At 74.0% G+C, this 20,577-nt stretch carries 15 protein-coding genes; 8 read left to right on the top strand and 7 right to left on the bottom strand.

What is annotated here, in order from left to right:
• Positions 1-57: 57 nt before the first annotated feature.
• A complete protein-coding gene (locus UXQ13_RS21860; protein ID WP_336392973.1) occupies positions 58-2,103 on the bottom strand; it encodes a S9 family peptidase in 2,046 nt (681 codons plus the stop codon).
• Between the two features lie 62 nt (positions 2,104-2,165).
• On the opposite strand from UXQ13_RS21860, the gene UXQ13_RS21865 reads away from it, so the two are divergent.
• Complete coding sequence (locus UXQ13_RS21865) at positions 2,166-3,398, top strand: metal-dependent hydrolase family protein (RefSeq protein ID WP_225235387.1); 1,233 nt, start codon at positions 2,166-2,168, stop codon at positions 3,396-3,398.
• Positions 3,399-3,401: 3 nt separating this feature from the next.
• Here the strand turns inward: UXQ13_RS21865 and UXQ13_RS21870 are convergent, their stop codons facing one another.
• From UXQ13_RS21870 to UXQ13_RS21885, 4 genes are all read right to left on the bottom strand, one after another.
• Positions 3,402-4,484: a TerC family protein gene (locus UXQ13_RS21870; protein WP_336392974.1), complete on the bottom strand. Its 1,083-nt coding sequence runs from the start codon at positions 4,482-4,484 to the stop codon at positions 3,402-3,404.
• Positions 4,485-4,624: 140 nt separating this feature from the next.
• The gene (locus tag UXQ13_RS21875; RefSeq protein ID WP_225235385.1) at positions 4,625-5,758 is read right to left on the bottom strand and encodes a TerC family protein; all 1,134 of its coding nucleotides are present in this window, start codon (positions 5,756-5,758) and stop codon (positions 4,625-4,627) included.
• A gap of 235 nt (positions 5,759-5,993) precedes the next feature.
• Positions 5,994-7,370, bottom strand: a complete 1,377-nt coding sequence (locus UXQ13_RS21880; protein ID WP_336392975.1) for a HAMP domain-containing sensor histidine kinase — start codon at positions 7,368-7,370, stop codon at positions 5,994-5,996.
• Complete coding sequence (locus UXQ13_RS21885) at positions 7,367-8,041, bottom strand: response regulator transcription factor (RefSeq protein WP_336392976.1); 675 nt, start codon at positions 8,039-8,041, stop codon at positions 7,367-7,369. Before UXQ13_RS21885 ends, UXQ13_RS21880 begins: the two co-directional genes overlap by 4 nt.
• A 142-nt stretch (positions 8,042-8,183) precedes the next feature.
• Here UXQ13_RS21885 and UXQ13_RS21890 point away from each other — a divergent pair, with 142 nt between their 5' ends.
• The 3 genes from UXQ13_RS21890 to UXQ13_RS21900 are packed head-to-tail and all read left to right on the top strand — an operon-like array spanning position 8,184 to position 10,047.
• Positions 8,184-8,933, top strand: coding sequence for a hypothetical protein (locus UXQ13_RS21890; protein WP_336392977.1), 750 nt, complete (start codon positions 8,184-8,186; stop codon positions 8,931-8,933).
• Positions 8,930-9,448: a CvpA family protein gene (locus UXQ13_RS21895; RefSeq protein WP_336392978.1), complete on the top strand. Its 519-nt coding sequence runs from the start codon at positions 8,930-8,932 to the stop codon at positions 9,446-9,448. Before UXQ13_RS21890 ends, UXQ13_RS21895 begins: the two co-directional genes overlap by 4 nt.
• On the top strand, positions 9,445-10,047 hold the full coding sequence (locus UXQ13_RS21900) for a hypothetical protein (protein WP_336392979.1): 603 nt from the start codon (positions 9,445-9,447) through the stop codon (positions 10,045-10,047). Before UXQ13_RS21895 ends, UXQ13_RS21900 begins: the two co-directional genes overlap by 4 nt.
• Before the next feature lie 228 nt (positions 10,048-10,275).
• Here UXQ13_RS21900 and uvrB read toward each other — a convergent pair whose 3' ends face one another.
• Positions 10,276-12,396 carry an excinuclease ABC subunit UvrB gene (gene uvrB / locus UXQ13_RS21905; RefSeq protein ID WP_225235380.1) on the bottom strand — a complete coding sequence of 707 codons (2,121 nt, stop codon included), beginning with the start codon at positions 12,394-12,396 and terminating at the stop codon, positions 10,276-10,278.
• 526 nt (positions 12,397-12,922) lie between these two features.
• Between uvrB and glgX the strand changes: the two genes are divergently transcribed.
• Genes glgX through UXQ13_RS21925 form a run of 4 tightly spaced genes read left to right on the top strand, consistent with a single transcriptional unit; the run spans position 12,923 to position 19,847 of the window.
• Positions 12,923-15,034, top strand: coding sequence for a glycogen debranching protein GlgX (glgX, locus tag UXQ13_RS21910; protein ID WP_225235379.1), 2,112 nt, complete (start codon positions 12,923-12,925; stop codon positions 15,032-15,034).
• Complete coding sequence (treY, locus tag UXQ13_RS21915; RefSeq protein WP_225235378.1) at positions 15,031-17,355, top strand: malto-oligosyltrehalose synthase; 2,325 nt, start codon at positions 15,031-15,033, stop codon at positions 17,353-17,355. Before glgX ends, treY begins: the two co-directional genes overlap by 4 nt.
• Positions 17,356-17,364: 9 nt before the next feature.
• Positions 17,365-19,122 (top strand): malto-oligosyltrehalose trehalohydrolase, encoded by a 1,758-nt coding sequence (gene treZ / locus UXQ13_RS21920; protein ID WP_336392980.1) that lies wholly within the window; start codon positions 17,365-17,367, stop codon positions 19,120-19,122.
• Positions 19,122-19,847 carry a dihydrofolate reductase family protein gene (locus UXQ13_RS21925; RefSeq protein ID WP_225231752.1) on the top strand — a complete coding sequence of 242 codons (726 nt, stop codon included), beginning with the start codon at positions 19,122-19,124 and terminating at the stop codon, positions 19,845-19,847. The genes treZ and UXQ13_RS21925 overlap by 1 nt, the downstream gene beginning before the upstream one ends.
• Here the strand turns inward: UXQ13_RS21925 and UXQ13_RS21930 are convergent.
• Positions 19,837-20,529 carry a hypothetical protein gene (locus UXQ13_RS21930; protein ID WP_336392981.1) on the bottom strand — a complete coding sequence of 231 codons (693 nt, stop codon included), beginning with the start codon at positions 20,527-20,529 and terminating at the stop codon, positions 19,837-19,839. The two genes, UXQ13_RS21925 and UXQ13_RS21930, sit on opposite strands and share 11 nt — an antisense overlap.
• Positions 20,530-20,577 lie beyond the last annotated feature (48 nt).

The raw sequence follows: 20,577 nt of genomic DNA on the forward strand, positions 1-20,577 counted from the left end.
GGGACCGACGGGGCACAGCCGGCGCCCAGCGGGGGCACCGTCCTGACGCGGCCGGCCTCAGGCCTGCGCGACCGCCCGCGGCTCCTGCTCCTCGACGGCGTCCGGCGCCGGCTCCGACCCCACCGGGAGCGCGGCGGCCGACGAGTTCTGCGGGGTCGGCAGCCAGCGCCCCCACCAGCGCAGCACGTGCGCCAACCGGGCCCGCCGGTGGCGCGGCCGCCCCGACCGGGACAGCTCGTGGCCCTCGCCGGGGAACAGCAGCAGCTCGGTGTGCACGCCGCGCCGCTTGAGCTCGACGAACAGCCGGGTGCCCTGCTCCAGGGGGCAGCGCCAGTCCTCCTCGGAGTGGATCACCAGGGTCGGGGTGGTGATCTGGTGCGCGCCGGCCATCGCCGACTGGGCCGCGATCCGCTCGGGGTCGGTGCCGAGGTACTGGTCGGCGAAGAAGAACCCGATGTCCGAGGACCCCACGAAGCTGACCGGGTCGTTGAACGCCCGCTCGCTGATCGCGGCGGCGAACCGCTGGGTGCGGCCGACCAGCAGGGTGGTCATGTAGCCGCCGTAGGAGCCGCCCATGACGCCGACCCGGGAGTCGTCGAGCTCCGGCTCCTGCAGGGCCTCGTCGAGGAACGCGAGGACGTCGTCGGCGTCCAGCTCGCCGAACCGCTCCTTGACCACGCGGCCGTGCTCCTGGCCGTAGCCGGAGGACCCCCGCGGGTTGCACTGCAGGACGGCGTAGCCGGCCGACACGTAGGCCTGGGTCTCGTCCAGCAGCGACCAGCCGTACTGGCTGAACGGCCCGCCGTGCACGGTGAGCAGGACCGGGTGCGGGCCGGGGCCGTCGGGGACGGTGATCCAGCCGTGCACCGGGTAGCCGTCCGGCGCGGTCGCGGTCTTCTCCCGCATCCGGTGCAGCCGGCCGGTGGCCTGCAGCGGGGCGCCGAAGCCGGTCAGCAGCCGGCGGCGCCCCGGGGTGATGGCGACCAGCTCGCCGGCGGACCGGTCGTGGGCCACCGTGCCGACGACGACGCCGCCGCCCACCCCGATCCCGCGGACGGTGTACGGGCCGTCGACCAGGGCCTCCGGCTCGCCGCCGGCCAGCGGCACCCGGACCAGCTCGACGGCGCCCTGCCGCTGCACGGCCACGAACGCGTTGCCGTCGGCCACCACGACCCGGCCGAAGTCGTGGCCCAGGTCGTTGCGCTCGGCGTCCAGCAGCGGCTGCGGGTGGCCGCCGGCTGCCTCGACCCGGCACAGCGTGGTGTTCCGGCCGACGAAGTCCAGGCCGTCGGGCCCGAGGTCGGGCTGGGCGGCCAGGTAGAGGGTGCGGCCCTCCAGGTCGTCGGGGTCGTAGGTGGGGGCCGAGCAGGACGAGCGGGACTCGGTGACCCGGCGCAGGTGTGACCCGTCGGGCCGGCAGGCGTAGAGGTCGGTGACCAGGTCGCGGTCGGCGCGGGGGTGCCGGGCGGAGACGAAGACCAGCTCGGTGCCGGCCGGGTGCCACGCCACGTCGCTGTCGTCGTGGTCCCCGGACGTCACCTGCACCGGGTCGGCCAGCGGCGCTGCGTCGTCCGCGGCGTCGGTGGGTAGGTCCAGCACGAAGACGTGCCGCCGCCGGTCAACGGTGAAGCCCAGGTCGTCGGACCGGTACTGCAGGGTGGTGATCAGCCGGGGTTCCTCGGCGTCGGGGCCGACCCCCTCGGCCGTGCCGTAGCGGCCCTCCTCGGGCACCCGGGCGGTGTAGGCGATCCGCCGCGAGTCCGGCGACCAGACCGGTGACCCGGCGCCCAGCGGGTGGTCGGTGAGCCGGCGGGCCTCGCCGCCGGCGGTGGGCAGCAGGTGCAGCTGCGGCTTGCCGCCGCTCTCCGCGCCCAGGAAGGCCAGCCACCGACCGTCCGGGGAGAACACCGGCGCAGAGTCCCGGTGGCCGTGGGTGAGCGGGCGGGCCGGCGCCGACGCGTCGGTGGGCACCGCCCAGAGCTGGCTGCGGTACTCGTCGGCCACCAGGTCCAGCCGGGTCACCGCGACCACGGCGGTCGACCCGTCCGGGGACACCGTGGCGGCGCCGGGGGTGCGCAGGGACGCGAGGTCGTCAGGCCGCATGGGCGCTGACGCTAGTCGAGCGGGCGCAGCCGGATGTGCTGAGCACCGCTAACGTCCCGCGCATGACGCGTGTGCTGTTCGCCGGAGGGTCCGTCGTCGACGGGACGGGGGCGCCCGCCGCGCCGGCCGACGTCCTGGTGGCCGACGGCCGCGTGGTGGACGTCGGCACCGGCCTGGACGGCGACGAGGTCGTCGACTGCACCGGGACGACGGTGCTGCCGGGTCTCTTCGACTGCCACGTGCACGTGCTGATGAGCGGCGTGGACACCCTGCGGCAGCTGCAGACGCCCTACAGCCAGGTCTACTTCGAGGCCGTCCCCAACCTGCGCCGGACGCTGGCGCTGGGCATCACGTCGGTCCGCGACGCCGCGGGGGCCGACCTGGGCGTGGCCGAGTCGGTGCGGTCGGGGCTGGTCCGCGGTCCGCGCATGCAGATCTCGTTGGCGATGATCAGCCAGACCGGTGGGCACGCCGACGACTGGCACGTCTGCGGCGCCGAGACACCCCTGCTGCCGCCGACGCCGGGCCGGCCCAGCGGGATCTGCGACGGCCCCGACGAGGTGCGCCGCGTCGTCCGGACGCTGGTGCGGGCCGGGGCCGACGTGCTCAAGGTGGCCACCAGCGGCGGCGTGCTGTCCCCGCGGGACGACCCGCGGCACCCGCACTTCCGGCCCGCCGAGCTCGCGGTGCTGGTCGAGGAGGCCACGGCCGCGGGGCTGACCGTGATGGCGCACGCCCAGGGCGCCGAGGGCATCAAGAACGCCGTGCGGGCCGGCATCCGGTCCATCGAGCACGGCATCTTCCTCGACGACGAGGCGATCGAGCTGATGCTCGAGCACGGCACCTGGCTGGTCCCGACGCTGTCCGCGCCGCGGGCGGTGCTGGCCGCGGTCGCCGCCGGGGCGTCCCTCCCCCGGGCCGTCGTGGACAAGGCGATCGCCGTGCAGGCCCAGCACGACGAGTCGGTGTCCCGGGCGCACCAGGCCGGGGTGCGGATCGCCATGGGCACCGACTCCGGCGTCGGGCCGCACGGGGAGAACCTGGGCGAGCTGCAGCTGATGGCCGACCGCGGCATGTCGGTCGAGGACGTCTGGCACGCCACGACGCTGTCCGCGGCCCGGCTGCTGCGGGTCGACGACGAGCTGGGCTCGCTGCAGCCGGGCAAGCGGGCCGACGTCGTGGTGCTGGACGGCGACGCGGCCGACCTGTCGGGGCTGGCCGGCCGCGTGCGCGAGGTGTGGGTCGACGGCGAGCAGGTCGTCGCCGGCGGCCGGGTCGCCGACCCGGCCGCCTGAGGCTCAGTCCTCCGCGCGGGCCCGGGCGGCGCGGTTCTCGGCCTCGAGGGACGCGCTGTGCTCACCGGGCTCGCCGGTGGGCTGGCCCTCCGGGTCGAGTCCGGTGCCCTCGGCCGGGGCGAGCTGGCCCCGGGTCTTGAGCAGCGAGGCCACCGTGGCGATGACCAGCACGCCGAGGATGACCGCCAGCGACAACCAGATCGGGATCTCGGGGACGGCCTCGATCGGCTCGCCGCCGTTGATGAACGGCAGCGAGTTCTCGTGGACCGCCTCGAGCACGAGCTTGACCCCGATGAAGGCCAGGATGACCGCCAGGCCGTAGGACAGGTAGACCAGCCGCTTGAGCAGCCCGCCGAGCAGGAAGTACAGCTGGCGCAGGCCCATCAGGGCGAAGACGTTCGCGGTGAAGACGATGAACGCCTCGCGGGTGAGCCCGAAGATGGCCGGGATCGAGTCCAGCGCGAAGAGCAGGTCGGTGGTGCCCAGGGCGAGGAAGACCACGATCATCGGCGTCCAGAGCTTCTTGCCGCCCTTCTCGACGCGGATCCTGTTGCCGTGGAAGTCCGCCGTCATCGGCAGGACCTTCTTCAGCCGCCGGATGAGGGCGTTCTCCTCGTAGTCCTCGTCCTCGCCGTGGTTCCGGACCAGGTTGACGGCGGTGTAGACCAGGAACGCGCCGAAGATGTAGAAGACCCAGGTGAAGCGCTCGATCACCGCGGCGCCGAGCAGGATGAAGATGCCGCGCAGGACCAGCGCGATGATGATCCCGACCATCAGGACCTCTTGCTGCAGCTTCCTGGGCACCTTGAAGCGGGCCATGATGATCACGAAGACGAAGAGGTTGTCCACCGACAGCGAGTACTCGGTGAGCCAGCCCGCGTAGAACTGCGTGGCGAAGTCACCGTTGGTGACCGCCAGCAGCACCAGGCCGAAGACCAGGGCCAGCGCGATGTAGAAGGTCACCCAGATGCTGGCCTCGCGCACCGAGGGCTCGTGCGGGCGTCGGGCGACGAGCGCGAGGTCGGCGAGCAGCAGGACCGTGAGTGCGATGAACGTGCCGACTTCGAACCAGACCGGGAGCTCCACGTCGGCCCACACTACGGGCGGACCTGTGCGTCCGCCCTGCGCCGACGGGGGTGTCCTCGGCCACGCCCGGGGACGCAGCGAGCCCCGCCGGACCAGGTCCGGCGGGGCTCGCGGTGCGGTGGTGCGGTGGTGCGGGTGGTTCAGGCGTCGCGCTCGGTCACGCTCGCGGTGCGACCGCTGGCCGGCGCGTCGCCCCGGGCGCCGGCCGGGCTGCCGTCGCGGTTGCCCGGGCCCTCGGCGTGCAGACCGTCGCGGCCGGCACCCTTGTCCTCCACTCCGGTCGGGCTGGCGTGCCCAGCCTCGGCGTCCTTCTTGTTCTTCCGCAGGCTGAGCACCGTGGTGACGATCAGCGTGAGCAGGATGACCAGCAGGGACAGCCATGTCGGGATCTCCGGGACCACGGTGACGTGCTCGCCGCCGTTGACGAACGGCAGCTCGTTGGTCTGCAGCGCGTGGATGACCAGCTTGATGCCGATGAAGCCCAGGATCACGGCCAGGCCGTAGGCCAGGTAGACCAGGCGGTCCAGCAGGCCGTCGATGAGGAAGAAGAGCTGGCGCAGGCCCAGCAGCGAGAACGCGTTGGCAGCGAAGACCAGGTAGGTCTCCTGGGTCAGGCCGAAGATGGCCGGGATCGAGTCGACGGCGAAGATGATGTCGGCGGTGCCGATGGCGATCAGCGCGATCATCAGCGGGGTGATGAAGCGCTTGCCGTCGATCTTCGTCGTCATCTTGTCCGAGTGGTACTCGTCCGTGGTCGGCAGGACCTTGCGGACGAGCTTGAGGATCCCGTTCTCCTTGAACTCCTCCTCGTCGTCGTGGCCGCCGCTGCGGGCCTGGACGACGGCGGTGTAGATCAGGATCGCGCCGAAGAGGTAGAAGACCCAGCTGTAGTTCTCGATGGCCGCGGCGCCGATGAAGATGAAGATGGTGCGCAGGACCAGCGCGAAGGCGATGCCGAACAGCAGCACCTTCTGCTGCAGCTCACGCGGCACGCCGAAGCTGGCCATGATCAGCACGAAGACGAACAGGTTGTCGACGGACAGCGCCTTCTCGGTCACGTAGCCGGCGAAGTACTCACCGCCGAAAGTGCCGCCGGCGAAGACGAGCACGCCGAGGCCGAACAGGATGGCGATGCCGACGTAGACAGCCGACCAGGTGGCCGACTCCTTCAGCGAGGGGGCGTGCGGCGTGCGCACGTGGCCGACGAAGTCGAACACGATCATGGCGAGGATCGCGGCGACGGTCACGGCCCATACCCAGATGGGGACGTCCAAGGGTGGTTCCTCCGGTGTTCTGCTGACGGGCACCGGAGGTCTCTCCCGCTGACCCCGGGGGGTCAGCCGGCAGCGCCGGGGACCGATGGCGATCCCGTGTTGACGACAGCTGCCGCGGGGGATACTCCCCTCCACGCGAGTCCGTCGTGCGCCACACGGTGCGATTGCAAACGGCAACCAGTGGTCACGGGGACTCGATGGGGTGAACGAGCAGCACCCGCCCCGGGTTCCCGGTTCAGCCCGTGAGCGGTGTCACCGGCAGCCGCACCCGGAAGTGCGCGCCCCGGGCCGCGGGTTCGCAGCTGACCTCACCCCCGTGCGCCCGGGCCAGGGCCCGCGCGATCGGCAGCCCCAGCCCGGCGCCGCCGTCCCGGCCGCGGGCCGCGTCCAGCCGCACCAACCGGTCGAACACCCGCTCCCGCTGGTCGGCCGGGACGCCGGGACCGTCGTCGGTCACGTCCACCTGCGCCTCCTCCCCCACCCGCCCGACCTGGACCCGGACGGCGCCGGCCGGACCGGCCGCGCGGACCGCGTTGCGCAGCAGGTTGTCCAGCACCTGGCCGACCCGGTCGGGGTCGACGTCGGCCGGGACCGGGTCCCCGGTCACCGCGACCGGGCCGCCCACCCGGTCGGCGCTGCGCCGGGCCAGGTCCAGCAGGTCGCTCGTCCGCCGGTGCAGCGCGGGGGCGTCCCCGCTGTCCAGCCGGGCCACGTCGAGCAGGTCGCCCACCAGGCGGGCCGACCGCTGCAGCTCGCGGACCGCGCCGGCCAGCAGCTCCTCCCGCCGGTCCCGCGGCGGGTCGCTGCGCAGCACGGTCTCCACCGACGCCTGGACGGCGGCCAGCGGGGTGCGCAGCTCGTGCGCGGCGTCCCCCAGCAGGTCCCGCATGCCGGCCTCGGCTCTCCGGGCGGTCCGCTCGGCGCCCTCCAGCTCGTCGAGCATGTCGTCGAACGCGGCGGCGGTGCTGCCCAGCTCGGTGTGCGGCCGGTCGGGGCGCAGCCGCCGGCCGCGGTCCCCGGAGGTGATCGACCGCGCCAGGGCGGTCATCCGGCCCAGCGGCCGCAGACCGGACCCGACGGCGACGTTGACGAGCGCGGCGGCCAGCAGCAGCGTGACCGCCGAGCCGAGCAGGAGGATCCAGCGCAGCTGGGTGACGGCGTCGGTGATCGGGCCCTGGTCGGCGACCAGGGTCAGCTGCGACCCGTCGGACAGCTCGGCGCGCAGCACGTAGGCGTCGCCGGTGTCGAGCACGGCGCCCGGCGTCGGCGCGGGCACGCCGGGTCCGGGGCGCGGGCCCTGGCCGGGTGCCGGGGCCGCCGGCGGGTCGGCGATCTGGCCGACCTCGTCGCCGTCCGCGGTCTCCAGGCGGGCCTGCACGGTGTCCCCGGTGACCGCGCTGACCACCTCCTCGTCGGAGCGGCCCTGGTCGACCAGCGTCTGGGCGATCTCGGCGCGGTCGACCAGCCGCTGGCGCAGGTCGCTGCGCAGGTTCGCCCCGAGCACCAGGTCGACGGTGAACCCGAGCAGGACCAGCAGGACGGCGAGCAGGGCGAGGACCCGCAGGCCCAGCCGGCGGCGCAGCGACGCGGTCGCCAGACCGGGCTCGCTCACGCCCGCACCGTGTAGCCCAGCCCGCGCACGGTGTGCACAAGCCGGTCGCCGTGCACCTCGAGCTTGCGGCGCAGGGCGCTGACGTGGACCTCGACCAGGTTGGGGTCGTAGTCCCCGTAGCCCCAGACCTGGGTGAGGATCTGGGTCTTGGAGACCGTGCGGCCGCGGTTGCCGACCAGGTAGTCCAGCAGCCGCAGCTCGGTGGCCGTGAGGTCCAGCCGGGCACCGGCCCGGGTCGCCGTCCCGGCCGGCTCGTCCACCAGCAGGTCACCGACCTCCACCGCGCCCGGCCAGCGGCCCCGGCGGTTGAGCACCGCCCGGACCCGGGCGACCAGCTCGGCCATCGCGAACGGCTTCACCAGGTAGTCGTCGGCGCCGGCGGCGAAGCCGGCCAGCCGGTCGGGCACCGCGTCGCGGGCGGTGAGGACGACGATGCCCGCGTCCCCCGCCCGGCGGACGTCGGCGGCCAGCTCCAGGCCGTCCCGCCCGGGGAGCATGACGTCGAGCACGACCAGGTCGGGCCGGAAGCCCTCCAGGTCCGCGGCCAGCGTGCTGCCGTCGGCGCGGCCCTCGACCAGGCAGCCCTCGTCGGCCAGCGCGGTGACGACGCCGGCGCGGATCGCCGCCTCGTCCTCCACCACCAGCACCCGGGGCCTCGTCTCGCTCTGCACGGGAGCGATGGTGCACGCCCCGACCTGAAGCTGCGCTGAAGAAGTCGCCGGGAGCGCCCGGCTTCAGGGTGGGTTCAGGGTCGGCGCCCACGGTGGGGACACGCCGTCCCGCCCGGGACGGCCCCTGATCCAGGAGGACCCCGTGACCCGCTCCGCCCGCACCACCCGCTCCCGCCGCTGGACCGCCGTCGTCGTCGGTGGTGCCGCGACCGGCGCCGTCCTGCTCGGCGGCGGCATCGCCCTGGCCGACGGCTCCGACTCCACCACCACCGCGCCGGACGCCCCGTCCGCTCCCTCGGCACCGGCTGCCGGGGACCGGGTCGTCGGCACCGTCACCGCGGTGTCGGACTCCGCGCTCACCGTCACCGACGACACCGGGACCGAGCACGAGCTGACCCTGTCCGACGACACCCGCTTCGGCGGCGGTCCGGCCGGTGGTCCGGGTGGCGGCCCCGGTGCCGGTGGTCCCGCGGGCGGCCCGGCCCCGGCTGCCCCCGCCGACGGCAGCGCCCCCGAGGCGCCGGCCGGCGGCGAGCTCCCGGCTCCCCCGGCGGACGGCGAGACGCCGGCCGCCCCGGCCGAGGGCGACGCCCCCGCCGCACCAGCGGCCGGCTCCGTTGACGACCTCGCCGTCGGAGACCGGGTCGAGGTCCGGGTGTCCGACGGCGCCGCGCTGGAGGTGCGCGAGGTGGTCGCCACCGTCGACGGCACCGTGGTCTCCGTCGACGGCACCGACCTGACCGTCGTCACCACCCCCGGCCTGCGGGTCGACGTGGACGCCGCCTCGCTGTCCGCGCTCCCGGCGGTCGGCGACGACGTGCACCTGCACGGCACCGTGGCCGACGACGGCCGCTCCGTGGTCGCCGACGACACCGCCGACGGGCCGCGGTGACCACCGCGCTCTGGGTCGACCTGGCCCTCGTCCTGCTGCTGGCCGGCGGCGCCGTCGCCGGTTGGCGGCGGGGCGGGCTCCGGCTCGCCGGCTCGGTCGTCGGGCTCGTGGTCGGGCTGGCGGTCGGTGCGGCCGTCGTCCCGCTGCTGACCGGCTCGCTGCAGGGCACGACCCGCTGGGTGGTCACCCTGGTCGGGATCCTGGTCGCTGCCGCACTGGGGTCCGGGCTGGGTCGGGCGGCAGGTGGGCTGGTCGCCGCCGTGGTCGCCCGGCTGCACCTGTCGGTGCTGGACCGGGCCGCCGGCGCCGTCGGCGGTCTGCTGCTGACGTTCGTGGTGCTGGGCCTGGTGCTGTCGGTGCTCACCCTGGACCCGGGCGCCGGTGGCCAGTGGCTGGCGACCGCGCGGAGCTCCCAGCTCGGCGCCCTGGCCTCCGGCGCGGCCGACCAGGCGTGGCAGGTCGTCGGCGGGCACACCGCCGGGCTGGACCTCTCGATCCCGGGAGGACCGCGATGAGCTGGCGGGACGGCGACACGGCCGAGTTCCCCGCCGTCCCGGTCGACCTGCCGGGCGGTCGCCGACCCACCCACGTGGTCGGGCCGTGGGCGCTGGGCGTGCGCGACGCAGTGCCGACCGAGGAGGCCGGTCCGAGCACGGCACCTCCCGACGACGACGCACCCGCGGGACGCAGCTCCGGTGGGCGCCGGCGGGGTTGGTTCCTCGTCGGGGCCGCCGCGCTCGCGGTCGTCGGGGCCGTAGCCATGGGCGGCGTCGCCGTCGGGTCGGCGATCAGCGGGCCGTCGGCGGCCACCGCCGACGACGGGGCGATGTCGTCCGCCACGGACCCGGCCGCCGGGGACGGACCCGGCTCGACCGGCACCTCGTCCGACGGCGGCTCGTCGGCGGACACCTCGGCGAGCGACCCGGCGGGCTCGGCTGCCGACGTCCCGGCCGCCTCAGCCGCCGCCGTGGACGGCCCGGCCGGTGGACCGGCGGCAGTGGGCGGACCGGCAACAGGCGGCGGGCCGGCGACAGGTGCGGGACCCGCGAGCGGTGCCGGCCCGGTCGCCGACGGTCCCGGCGGCGGGCGACCCGCTGGTGGCCCCCAGGGATGAACCGCGTCCCGGTGGGGTCAGCCGCCGTCGACCGCGGCGTCCCCCACCAGACCGCGGCTCACCCCAAGGACCGGGCGTCCCACCGGCGGACCACCGCGGGACGGGGGGATGGTCCGCAGCCGGCCGCGGACCATCCCCCACCGTGCCGGACCACCACCGCGCGCCCGCGACGACGCGGGTGCGGCGCGGGCCACGGCGCCGAGGTCAGCTGACCCCGGCGGCGCTGGGTCAGGCGTGCGCCTGGTCGAACTGGCGCAGCTCGCGCTTGAGCTCGTTGAGCTCGTCGCGCAGCCGGGCAGCCACCTCGAACTGCAGCTCCCGGGCAGCGGCCAGCATCTGGTCGTTCATCTCGGTGATCATGTCGGCCAGCGCAGCCCGCGGCAGACCCTCGACGTCGATCGCACCGGCCTTCTTGCCCTTGGCCTTCGACGACAGCCCGGGCACCGGGGCCTTGCCGCGGGACTGCTGCCGGCCCGACCCGCCGAACTCCTCGGTCGCCCGCTCGGCGTCCTCGCTGGCCTTGTAGATGCCGTCGAGGATGTCGACGATCTTCTTGCGCAGCGGCTGCGGGTCGACGCCCTTCTCCTTGTTGTAGGCGATCTGCTTCTCCCGCCGCCGACCGGTCTCGTCGATCGCCTGCGCCATCGACGGGGTGATCTTGTCGGCGTACATGTGCACCTGGCCGGACACGTTGCGCGCGGCGCGGCCGATGGTCTGGATCAGCGAGGTGCCCGACCGGAGGAAGCCCTCCTTGTCCGCGTCGAGGATCGCCACCAGCGACACCTCGGGCAGGTCCAGGCCTTCGCGCAGCAGGTTGATCCCGACCAGCACGTCGTACTCGCCCTGCCGCAGCTCGCGCAGCAGCTCCACCCGGCGCAGGGTGTCGACCTCGGAGTGCAGGTACCGCACCTTGATGCCCAGTTCGAGCAGGTAGTCGGTGAGGTCCTCGCTCATCTTCTTGGTCAGCGTGGTGACCAGGACCCGCTCGTCCTTCTCGGTGCGGGTGCGGATCTCGTGCACCAGGTCGTCGATCTGGCCCTTGGTTGGCTTGACCACGATCTCCGGGTCGACCAGACCGGTGGGCCGGATGACCTGCTCCACGAACTCGCCCTGGGTGCGGCCCAGCTCGTACTTGCCGGGGGTGGCCGACAGGTAGACGGCCTGGCCGATCCGGTCGGTGAACTCCTCCCACTTCAGCGGGCGGTTGTCCATCGCCGAGGGCAGCCGGAACCCGTGGTCGACCAGGGTGCGCTTGCGGCTCATGTCGCCCTCGTACATGCCGCCGATCTGCGGCACCGTCACGTGCGACTCGTCGATGACCAGCAGGAAGTCGTCGGGGAAGTAGTCGATGAGGCAGGCACCGGCCGAGCCGGCCGCCCGGCCGTCGATGTGCCGCGAGTAGTTCTCGATGCCCGAGCAGAACCCGACCTGGCGCATCATCTCGATATCGTAGGTGGTCCGCATGCGCAGCCGCTGGGCCTCCAGCAGCTTGCCCTGCTTGTCCAGCTCCGCCAGCCGGGCCTCCAGTTCGGCCTCGATGCCGCCGATCGCCCGCTCCATGCGCTCGGGGCCGGCCACGTAGTGCGTCGCCGGGAAGACGAAGAGCTCTTCGACCTCGCGGACCACCTCGCCGGTGAGCGGGTGCAGGTAGTACAGCCGCTCCACCTCGTCGCCGAACATCTCGATCCGGACGGCGAGCTCCTCGTAGACCGGGAAGATCTCGATGGTGTCGCCGCGCACCCGGAAGGTGCCGCGGGTGAAGGCCAGGTCGTTGCGGGTGTACTGCTCGGTGACCAGCGTGCGCAGCAGCTCGTCCCGGTCGCGCTCCTGGCCCAGGGAGATCTTCAGCGCCCGGTCCACGTACTCCTGCGGGGTGCCCAGGCCGTAGATGCAGGACACCGTGGACACCACGACCACGTCGCGCCGGGTGAGCAGGCTCTGGGTGGTGGAGTGCCGCAGCCGCTCGACCTCCTCGTTGATCGAGGAGTCCTTCTCGATGTAGGTGTCCGTCTGCGGGACGTAGGCCTCGGGCTGGTAGTAGTCGTAGTAGGAGACGAAGTACTCGACCGCGTTGTTGGGCAGCAGTTCCTTGAACTCGTTGGCCAGCTGGGCGGCCAGGGTCTTGTTCGGCGCCATGACCAGCGTCGGGCGCTGCACCTGCTCGATCAGCCAGGCGGTCGTGGCCGACTTGCCGGTGCCGGTGGCGCCCAGCAGCACGGTGTCCTTCTGGCCCGCCTTCACCGCCGCCGACAGCTCCGCGATCGCCGTCGGCTGGTCGCCGGCGGGCTGGTACTCGCTGATCACCTCGAAGGTGCCGCGGGTGGGTCGGAGGTCGGTCGTGGCGGTCACCCATCGAATGTAGGACGGGGTACCGACAATTCCACCCGGCCGACGGGGACGACCCCGGGCGCGGGTGGGACCACAGTGGCGTAACTACACGGATGTGACTTCCTCGGCCCAGGATCTTGCGCACGGCGAACGCCCTGCCTAGCGTGGGTGCCGCAGGACCGACGGAGACGTCGTCACCCGAGCCGCACGGCCCGCCCCGGCGGGGACCACGGACGGCCACGACGCTCCGGTACCACCCGGGTCACCCCGGGCACGGCCGGCTCCCGTCCCGCACCGCCCCGGCGACCTCGGTCGTCGGCCACGAAGCCCCTCCGGCCCGCGCCCGAGGGGCTTCGTCGCGTCCGGACCACCACACCCGGCGGACCCGGCCGGGCCACGGCAGACTCGTCCCGGGCCCGTCGTGACCCGATCGTCACCGGCCCCAGGTGTGGTGCCGGCGACCCGTGGGCACCGGCGCCCTGGCACGTCCGCTCCACCCGGCCCCGGACCCACCGCGGCCGCCCAGCGCAGGAGGAACACGACTTTCATGACCACCCAGGTCTGGCCAGGTACCGCCTACCCCCTCGGGGCGACCTACGACGGCACCGGCACGAACTTCGCGATCTTCAGCGAGGTGGCCGAGAAGGTCGAGCTGTGCCTGTTCGACGCCGACGGCACCGAGGAGCGCATCCGGCTGCCCGAGATGGACGCCTTCGTCTGGCACGCGTTCCTGCCCGGCGTCCAGCCCGGCCAGCGCTACGGCTTCCGCGTGCACGGCCCGTACGACCCCGAGCAGGGCCAGCGCTGCAACCCGAACAAGCTGCTGATGGACCCCTACGCGAAGGCCGTCGACGGCGGCATCGACTGGGACCCCTCGGTGTTCGGCTACGACTTCGAGACCAAGGAACGCAACGACGAGGACAGCGCGGCGCACATGCCCAAGTCCGTCGTCGTCAGCCCGTTCTTCGACTGGGGCAACGACCGGCTGCCGCGCATCCCGTACCACAAGTCGGTGATCTACGAGGCCCACGTCAAGGGCCTGACGATGACCCACCCGCGCATCCCCGAGGAGCTGCGCGGCACCTACGCCGGCATCGCGCACCCGGCGATCATCGAGCACCTCACCGACCTGGGCGTCACCGCCCTCGAGCTCATGCCCGTCCACGAGTTCGTGCAGGACGACACCCTGCAGCAGAAGGGCCTGCGCAACTACTGGGGCTACAACTCGATCGGGTTCTTCGCCCCGCACCACGAGTACGCCAGCAACCAGGACCCCGGCATGGCCGTGCAGGAGTTCAAGGGCATGGTCCGGGCCCTGCACGACGCCGGCATCGAGGTGATCCTCGACGTGGTCTACAACCACACCGCCGAGGGCAACCACAACGGCCCGACGCTGTCGTTCAAGGGCATCGACAACCAGGCCTACTACCGCCTGGTCGCCGACGACAAGCAGTTCTACATGGACACCACCGGCACCGGGAACTCGCTGAACGTCGCGAACCCGCAGTCGCTGCAGCTGATCATGGACTCGCTGCGCTACTGGGTCACCGAGATGCACGTCGACGGGTTCCGCTTCGACCTGGCCTCCACGCTGGCCCGTCAGTTCCACGAGGTCGACCGGCTGTCGGCGTTCTTCGACCTGGTGCACCAGGACCCGGTCGTCAGCCAGGTCAAGCTCATCGCCGAGCCCTGGGACATCGGCGACGGCGGCTACCAGGTCGGCAACTTCCCGTCGCTGTGGACGGAGTGGAACGGCAAGTACCGCGACACGGTCCGCGACTTCTGGCGCGGCGAGGACGCCACGGTCGGCGAGTTCGCCAGCCGGATCACCGGCTCGGCCGACCTCTACCAGCACTCGGGACGACGTCCGGTCGCCAGCATCAACTTCGTCACCGCCCACGACGGCTTCACCATCAACGACCTCGTCTCCTACAACGACAAGCACAACGAGGCCAACGGCGAGGACAACAACGACGGCGAGAGCCACAACCGCAGCTGGAACTGCGGCGTCGAGGGCGAGACCGACGACCCGGAGATCCTGGCCCTGCGCGCCCAGCAGCGCCGCAACTTCATCGCCACGCTGATGCTGAGCCAGGGCGTGCCGATGCTGCTGCACGGCGACGAGCTGGGCCGCAGCCAGGGCGGCAACAACAACGGCTACTGCCAGGACTCCGAGATCACCTGGATCGACTGGTCCGACGTGGACGAGGGCCTGGTCGAGTTCACCAAGCTGGTCACCCACCTGCGCCACGACCACCCGACCTTCCGCCGCCGCCGCTTCTTCAACGGCCGCCCGGTCGGCCGCGGCGAGGGCGACCCGGTGCCCGACATCGCCTGGCTGACCCCGGCCGGCGAGCTGATGACCGAGGAGGACTGGGACGCCCACTACGCCAAGAGCGTCGCGGTCTACCTCAACGGCAACGGGATCCGGTCCACCGACGAGCGCGGCGAGACCGTCACCGACGACTGCTTCATCCTCGCCTTCAACGCCTGGCACGAGGACATCGAGTTCACCCTGCCCAGCTCGGAGTACGCCCCGACCTGGACGGTCGTCGTCGACACCGCCGAGTTCGGCCCGGTCGAGCCCAACGAGAGCCAGGCCGGCGACGTCCTGACCGTCAAGGGCCGGGCCATGGTCGTCCTGCGCAGCGTCTCGTGACCACACCCACGGGGGACGCACGCCGGGGGGTGCCGTCGGGCACCTACCGCCTGCAGTTCCACGCCGACTTCACCCTGGACGACGGCGCCGCCGTGGTCGGCTACCTGGCCGACCTCGGGGTGAGCCACGCCTACGCCTCGCCGCTGCTGCGCTCGGCCGAGGGCTCCAACCACGGCTACGACACCACCGACCACGCGCACGTCGACGAGGCGCGCGGGGGCCGCCCGGCCCTCGAGCGCCTCGTCGCCGCGCTGCACGAGCGCGGCCTGGGCCTCGTGCTGGACCTGGTGCCCAACCACATGGGCGTGGACGACGCCCACGCCGCGCAGTGGTGGTGGTCGCTGCTCGAGCTGGGGCAGGACAGCCCGCACGCGCACGCCTTCGACGTCGACTGGGACTTCGGCGGCGGCCGGGTCCGGCTGCCGGTGCTGGGGTCGGCCGACGACCTGGCCGAGCTGTCGGTCTCCGACGGCGAGCTCCGCTACTACGAGCACCGCTTCCCGGTCGCCCCGGGCACCGACGGGGGCACCCCGCAGGAGGTGCACGACCGGCAGCACTACGAACTGGTCGACTGGCGCCGGGCCGACGCCGACCTGAACTACCGGCGGTTCTTCGCGATCAACACCCTGGCCGGGCTCCGGGTGGAGGACGAGCGGGTCTTCGAGGCCACCCACGCCCTGGTCCGCGAGATGCTGGCGGCCGGGTGGGTGGACGGGCTGCGGATCGACCACCCCGACGGCCTGGCCGACCCGGGGCAGTACCTGGACCGGCTGGCCGAGCTCAGCGGCCGCCGGTGGACCGTGGTGGAGAAGATCCTGGAGCCCGGCGAGGACCTGCCCGGGGGCTGGGCCACCGCCGGCACCACCGGCTACGACGCGCTGGCCGAGGTGGACGGCGTCCTGGTGGACCCGGCCGGCGAGCCGGCCCTCACCGCGCTGGACACCGAGGTCACCGGGCACCCGGTCGACTACGCCGAGCTCGTGCACGGCACCAAGCGCGAGGTCACCGACGGCATCCTCGGGTCCGAGGTCGCCCGGCTCGCGCGGCTGGTCGGTGACCTGCCCGGCGTCCCGGCCGAGCAGGTGAGCCAGGCGCTCGCCGAGCTGCTGGCCTGCTTCGACGTCTACCGCACCTACCTGCCCGCGGGCCGGGAACACCTGGACAGCACGGTCGCCGCCGTCCGGGAGCGCCGTCCCGACCTCACCGCCGCCGTCGACGGGCTGCACCCGCTGCTGGCCACCCCGCACACCGAGCTGGCCACCCGCTTCGAGCAGACGTCGGGCCCGGTCATGGCCAAGGGGGTGGAGGACAGCGCCTACTACCGCTGGTCCCGCTTCGTCGCGCTCAACGAGGTGGGCGGTGACCCCACCCGCTTCGGGTTGCCGGTCGCCGACTTCCACGCCGCGCAGGACCGGCGCGCGGAGCAGCGTGCGGCCTCGATGACGACGCTGTCCACCCACGACACCAAGCGCAGCGAGGACGTCCGGGCACGGCTGGCCGTGCTGGCCGAGCTGCCCGGTGAGTGGGCCGGTCTGGTGCGCGGCTGGCTGACCCGGCACCCGCTGGCCGACCGCCCGCTGGCCCACCAGGTCTGGCAGAACCTGGTCGGCGCGTGGCCGCTGACCCCCGAGCGGGCGCACGCCTACGCGGAGAAGGCGGCCCGCGAGGCCGGGACCTCGACCACCTACACCGCGGTCGACGAGGAGTTCGAGGCCTCGCTGCACGCGATGGTGGACGCCGCGTTCGAGGACCCGACGACCCGCGCCGAGATCGACGCCTTCGTCGAGCGGATCGCCCCGTACGGCTGGTCGAACTCGCTCGCCCAGAAGCTGCTGCAGCTGACCATGGCCGGCGTCCCGGACGTCTACCAGGGCACCGAGCTGTGGGACTTCTCCCTGGTGGACCCGGACAACCGCCGGCCGGTGGACTACGCGCAGCGTCGCGCGCTGCTCGCCGAGCTCGAGGCCGGCACCGTCCCGGCGGTCGACGCGACCGGCGCGGCCAAGCTGCTGGTGGTCTCGCGGGCGCTGCGGCACCGCCGGGACTCCCCCGAGGCGTTCGCCGGCTACACCGCGGTCGAGGTCGCCGGCCCGGCGGCCGACCACGCGGTGGCCTTCGACCGCGGCGGGGTCGTCACGGTCGCCACCCGGCTGCCGGTGCGGCTGGCCGCCGACGGCGGCTGGCGGGACACCGCGCTGCAGCTGCCGCACGGCGGCTGGCGCGACCTGCTCACCGGTACCCGGGTCGTCTCCGACGCCCGCGGCGCCCAGCTGGCCGAGGTGCTCGACGCACTCCCGGTCGCCCTCCTCGTGAAGGTCTGAAGAAGGACCATGAGCACCGAGCCGACCGAGTTCGCCGTCTGGGCGCCGCTGCCCCAGCAGGTCCGCCTGCAGCTGGACGGCGCCGTCCACGAGATGACCCGGGACGACGACGGGTGGTGGCGGGCGACCGTCCCCGCCGCGCCGGAGGCCGACTACGGCTTCCTGCTCGACGACACCACCCCCGCCCGACCGGACCCCCGAGGACGCCGCCAGCCCGACGGTGTGCACGGGCCGACCCGCCGCTTCGACCCCGCCGCGCACCGCTGGATGGACCGGGCCTGGACCGGGCGGCCGCTGGCCGGCGGCGTGGTCTACGAGCTGCACGTGGGCACGTTCACCGAGGCCGGCACCTTCGACGCGGCCGTCACCCGGCTGGACCACCTGGTGTCCCTCGGCGTCAGCTTCGTCGAGCTGCTGCCGGTGAACGGGTTCAACGGCACGCACAACTGGGGCTACGACGGCGTCGCCTGGTACGCCGTCCACGAGGGGTACGGCGGGCCGGCCGGCTACCAGCGGTTCGTCGACGCCTGCCACCAGCGCGGTCTCGCGGTCATCCAGGACGTCGTCTACAACCACCTGGGCCCGTCGGGGAACTACCTGCCCGAGTTCTTCCCGGTGTTCAGCGAGGGCGGTGCGAACACCTGGGGCGACTCGGTCAACCTGTCCGGGCCGCACTCCGACGAGGTGCGCCGGTACGTCATCGACAACGCGCTGATGTGGCTGCGGGACATGCACGTCGACGGCCTACGGCTGGACGCCGTGCACGCCCTGGTCGACGAGCGGGCCACCCACGTGCTCGAGGAGCTGGCGGCCGAGGTCGACGCGCTCAGCGTGACCGAGGGCCGACCGCTGACCCTGATCGCCGAGTCCGACCTCAACGACCCGCGGATGGTCACCCCGCGGGCCGCCGGCGGGCTCGGGCTCACCGCGCAGTGGAGCGACGACTTCCACCACTCGCTGCACGCCGTGCTCACCGGCGAGGGCCAGGGCTACTACCGGGACTTCGCCGAGGGCGGTCTGGCCGGGCTGGCCAAGGTGCTCACCGGCGCGTTCTTCCACGACGGGGCCTGGTCGTCGTTCCGCAAGCGGCACCACGGCCGCCCCGTGGACACCGACCGGCTGCCGGGCTGGAAGTTCCTGGCCTACCTGCAGGACCACGACCAGATCGGCAACCGGGCCACCGGGGACCGCATCTCGGCCGCCCTGTCCCCCGGCCTGCTCGCCGTCGGCGCCACCATCACGCTGACCAGCCCGTTCACCCCGATGCTCTTCATGGGCGAGGAGTGGGGCGCCGGCACGCCGTGGCAGTTCTTCACCAGCCACCCCGAGCCCGAGCTCGGCAAGGCGACCGCTGAGGGCAGGATCGGCGAGTTCGCCGAGCACGGCTGGGACGCCGCCGAGGTGCCCGACCCGCAGGACCCGGAGACGTTCACCCGCTCCAAGCTCGACTGGAGCGAGCTCGAGCAGCGGCCGCACGCCGACCTGCTGGCGCTGCACACGGCACTGCTCGCGCTGCGCCGGGCCCGCCCGGAGCTGGTGGACGCCGACCTGAGCCGGGTGCAGGTGGACTGGGACGACGCCGACCGCTGGCTGGTCGTGCACCGCGGCTCGCTGCGGGTGGTGGCCAACCTGTCCGGCGAGCCGCGGGAGGTCGACCTGGACCGGCCGGTGACCGACGTGCTGCTGGCCACCGGCGAGCTCCCCGAGGTCGACGGCGAGACGGTGACCCTGCCGGCCGAGTCCGCCGCGGTCCTGGCCACCCGCTGATGCGGGGCCTCCTCCCGCCCGGCGGGTCGCCGCTGGACGGGACCGCGCTGGCCGAGGCCTACCGGCCACCGGCCGGGCGGTGGGTGCGGGCCAACTTCGTGCACGCCCTCGACGGGGCGGCCAGCGTAGACGGCGCGTCCGCCGGGCTGGGGTCCGACGGCGACAAGCGGGTGTTCGACGTGCTGCGGGCCTGGGCGGACGCCGTCCTCGTCGGCCACGGCACGGCGGCGGCGGAGGGCTACGGCCCGGTCGACGGCGACGCCGGGGTGGTGCAGCTGCGGCGGGAGCTCGGCCGGCCAGCCGGGGCACCGGTCGTGGTGGTGAGCCGCCGGGCGTCGTTGGCGCCCGGCGACCGCCTGGCGATGCCCTCGACGTACCTGGTGACTTGCGGCAGCTCCGACGCCGACCAGCGGGTGGCCCTGGCCGCGGCCGGGGTCCACGTGCTGGTCTGCGGGGACGACGACGTCGACCTGCCCGCCGCCCTGGACGCGCTGGCCGCCGAGGGCCTGGAGCAGGTGCTCTGCGAGGGCGGCCCGGCGCTGTTCCGGTCGGCCGTCGCGGCGGGCGTGGTCGACGAGCTGTGCCTGACCACTGCCCCGCTGCTGGCCGGCGGCGCCCCGGGCGTGCTGGGCGACCGGGGGCTGCCCGAGCCCGCGCCGGTCCGGCTGACCCAGCTGCTGGAGGAGGACGGCGTCCTCTTCGCCCGGTACGCGCTCAGCCGCTGAGCTGGTCGCCCTCCACCGGGCCCGGTGCCGGTTCGCCGCCGTCGGCGGGGACGTCGGGAGCCGCGGTGGTGGGCGCCGGCTCGGTCCCGTCGTCGGCGCCGGATCCCCCGCCGAGCCACCCGGGCAGCGGCAGCGGGAACGGGAACGGCAACGACCACCCGCCGGGGGCGACGCTGGTCGACGGCGCCGCGGTGGGCGCAGCGGAGGTCCCGGCCGTCGGGGTGGTCCCCGCAGCGTCCGACGACGCCGCGGTCTCCTCGGGCACGGGGGTCGGGTCGGCGCCGGGAGCCGTCCCGGCGCTGGGGGTGGCTCCGGGGGTCGTGGACCACGTCGTCCGCCCCGGGGCACCCGCGGTCGGCACGGCGGAGGCCGACCCGGCGTCATCCACGCCGTCGGGGACCCCGGGCCGCTGGGTCATCGCGCCGGGCTGCCGGGTGGCGTCGGCCAGCGCCCCCGGACCCTGCACGTCGGCGGCCCCGGCCGCGGGCGCACCGGCCGGACCCGGGGTGCCGGCGACGGCCAGCACCGCCAGCACCACGCCGACCGGCACGACGGCCACCGCTGCCCACCGGCCGCGGTGCCGGTGCACCGGGCGCGGACCGACCAGCGGCCGGCGCCCGCCCGCCGGCCGCGGGCCCACCAGCGGGGCGCCGGCCGCCGGGTCGGGAGGAGGTGTGGCCATGCCTGCAGGTCCTCGTCGGGTCGGGATGGCCCGGTCGGGCCCGTCCAG

The sequence above is a fragment of the Klenkia terrae genome, from assembly GCF_037083865.1.
Taxonomy (GTDB): Bacteria; Actinomycetota; Actinomycetes; order Mycobacteriales; family Geodermatophilaceae; genus Klenkia; species Klenkia terrae.

What these genes read in the sequence shown, in the direction of transcription:
- UXQ13_RS21860 (WP_336392973.1), bottom strand. Translation starts at nt 2,103, where the DNA reads ATGCGGCCTGACGACCTCGCGTCCCTGCGCACCCCCGGCGCCGCCACG.
- UXQ13_RS21865 (WP_225235387.1), top strand. Translation starts at nt 2,166, where the DNA reads ATGACGCGTGTGCTGTTCGCCGGAGGGTCCGTCGTCGACGGGACGGGG.
- UXQ13_RS21900 (WP_336392979.1), top strand. Translation starts at nt 9,445, where the DNA reads ATGAGCTGGCGGGACGGCGACACGGCCGAGTTCCCCGCCGTCCCGGTC.
- glgX (WP_225235379.1), top strand. Translation starts at nt 12,923, where the DNA reads ATGACCACCCAGGTCTGGCCAGGTACCGCCTACCCCCTCGGGGCGACC.
- treZ (WP_336392980.1), top strand. Translation starts at nt 17,365, where the DNA reads ATGAGCACCGAGCCGACCGAGTTCGCCGTCTGGGCGCCGCTGCCCCAG.
- UXQ13_RS21925 (WP_225231752.1), top strand. Translation starts at nt 19,122, where the DNA reads ATGCGGGGCCTCCTCCCGCCCGGCGGGTCGCCGCTGGACGGGACCGCG.
- UXQ13_RS21930 (WP_336392981.1), bottom strand. Translation starts at nt 20,529, where the DNA reads ATGGCCACACCTCCTCCCGACCCGGCGGCCGGCGCCCCGCTGGTGGGC.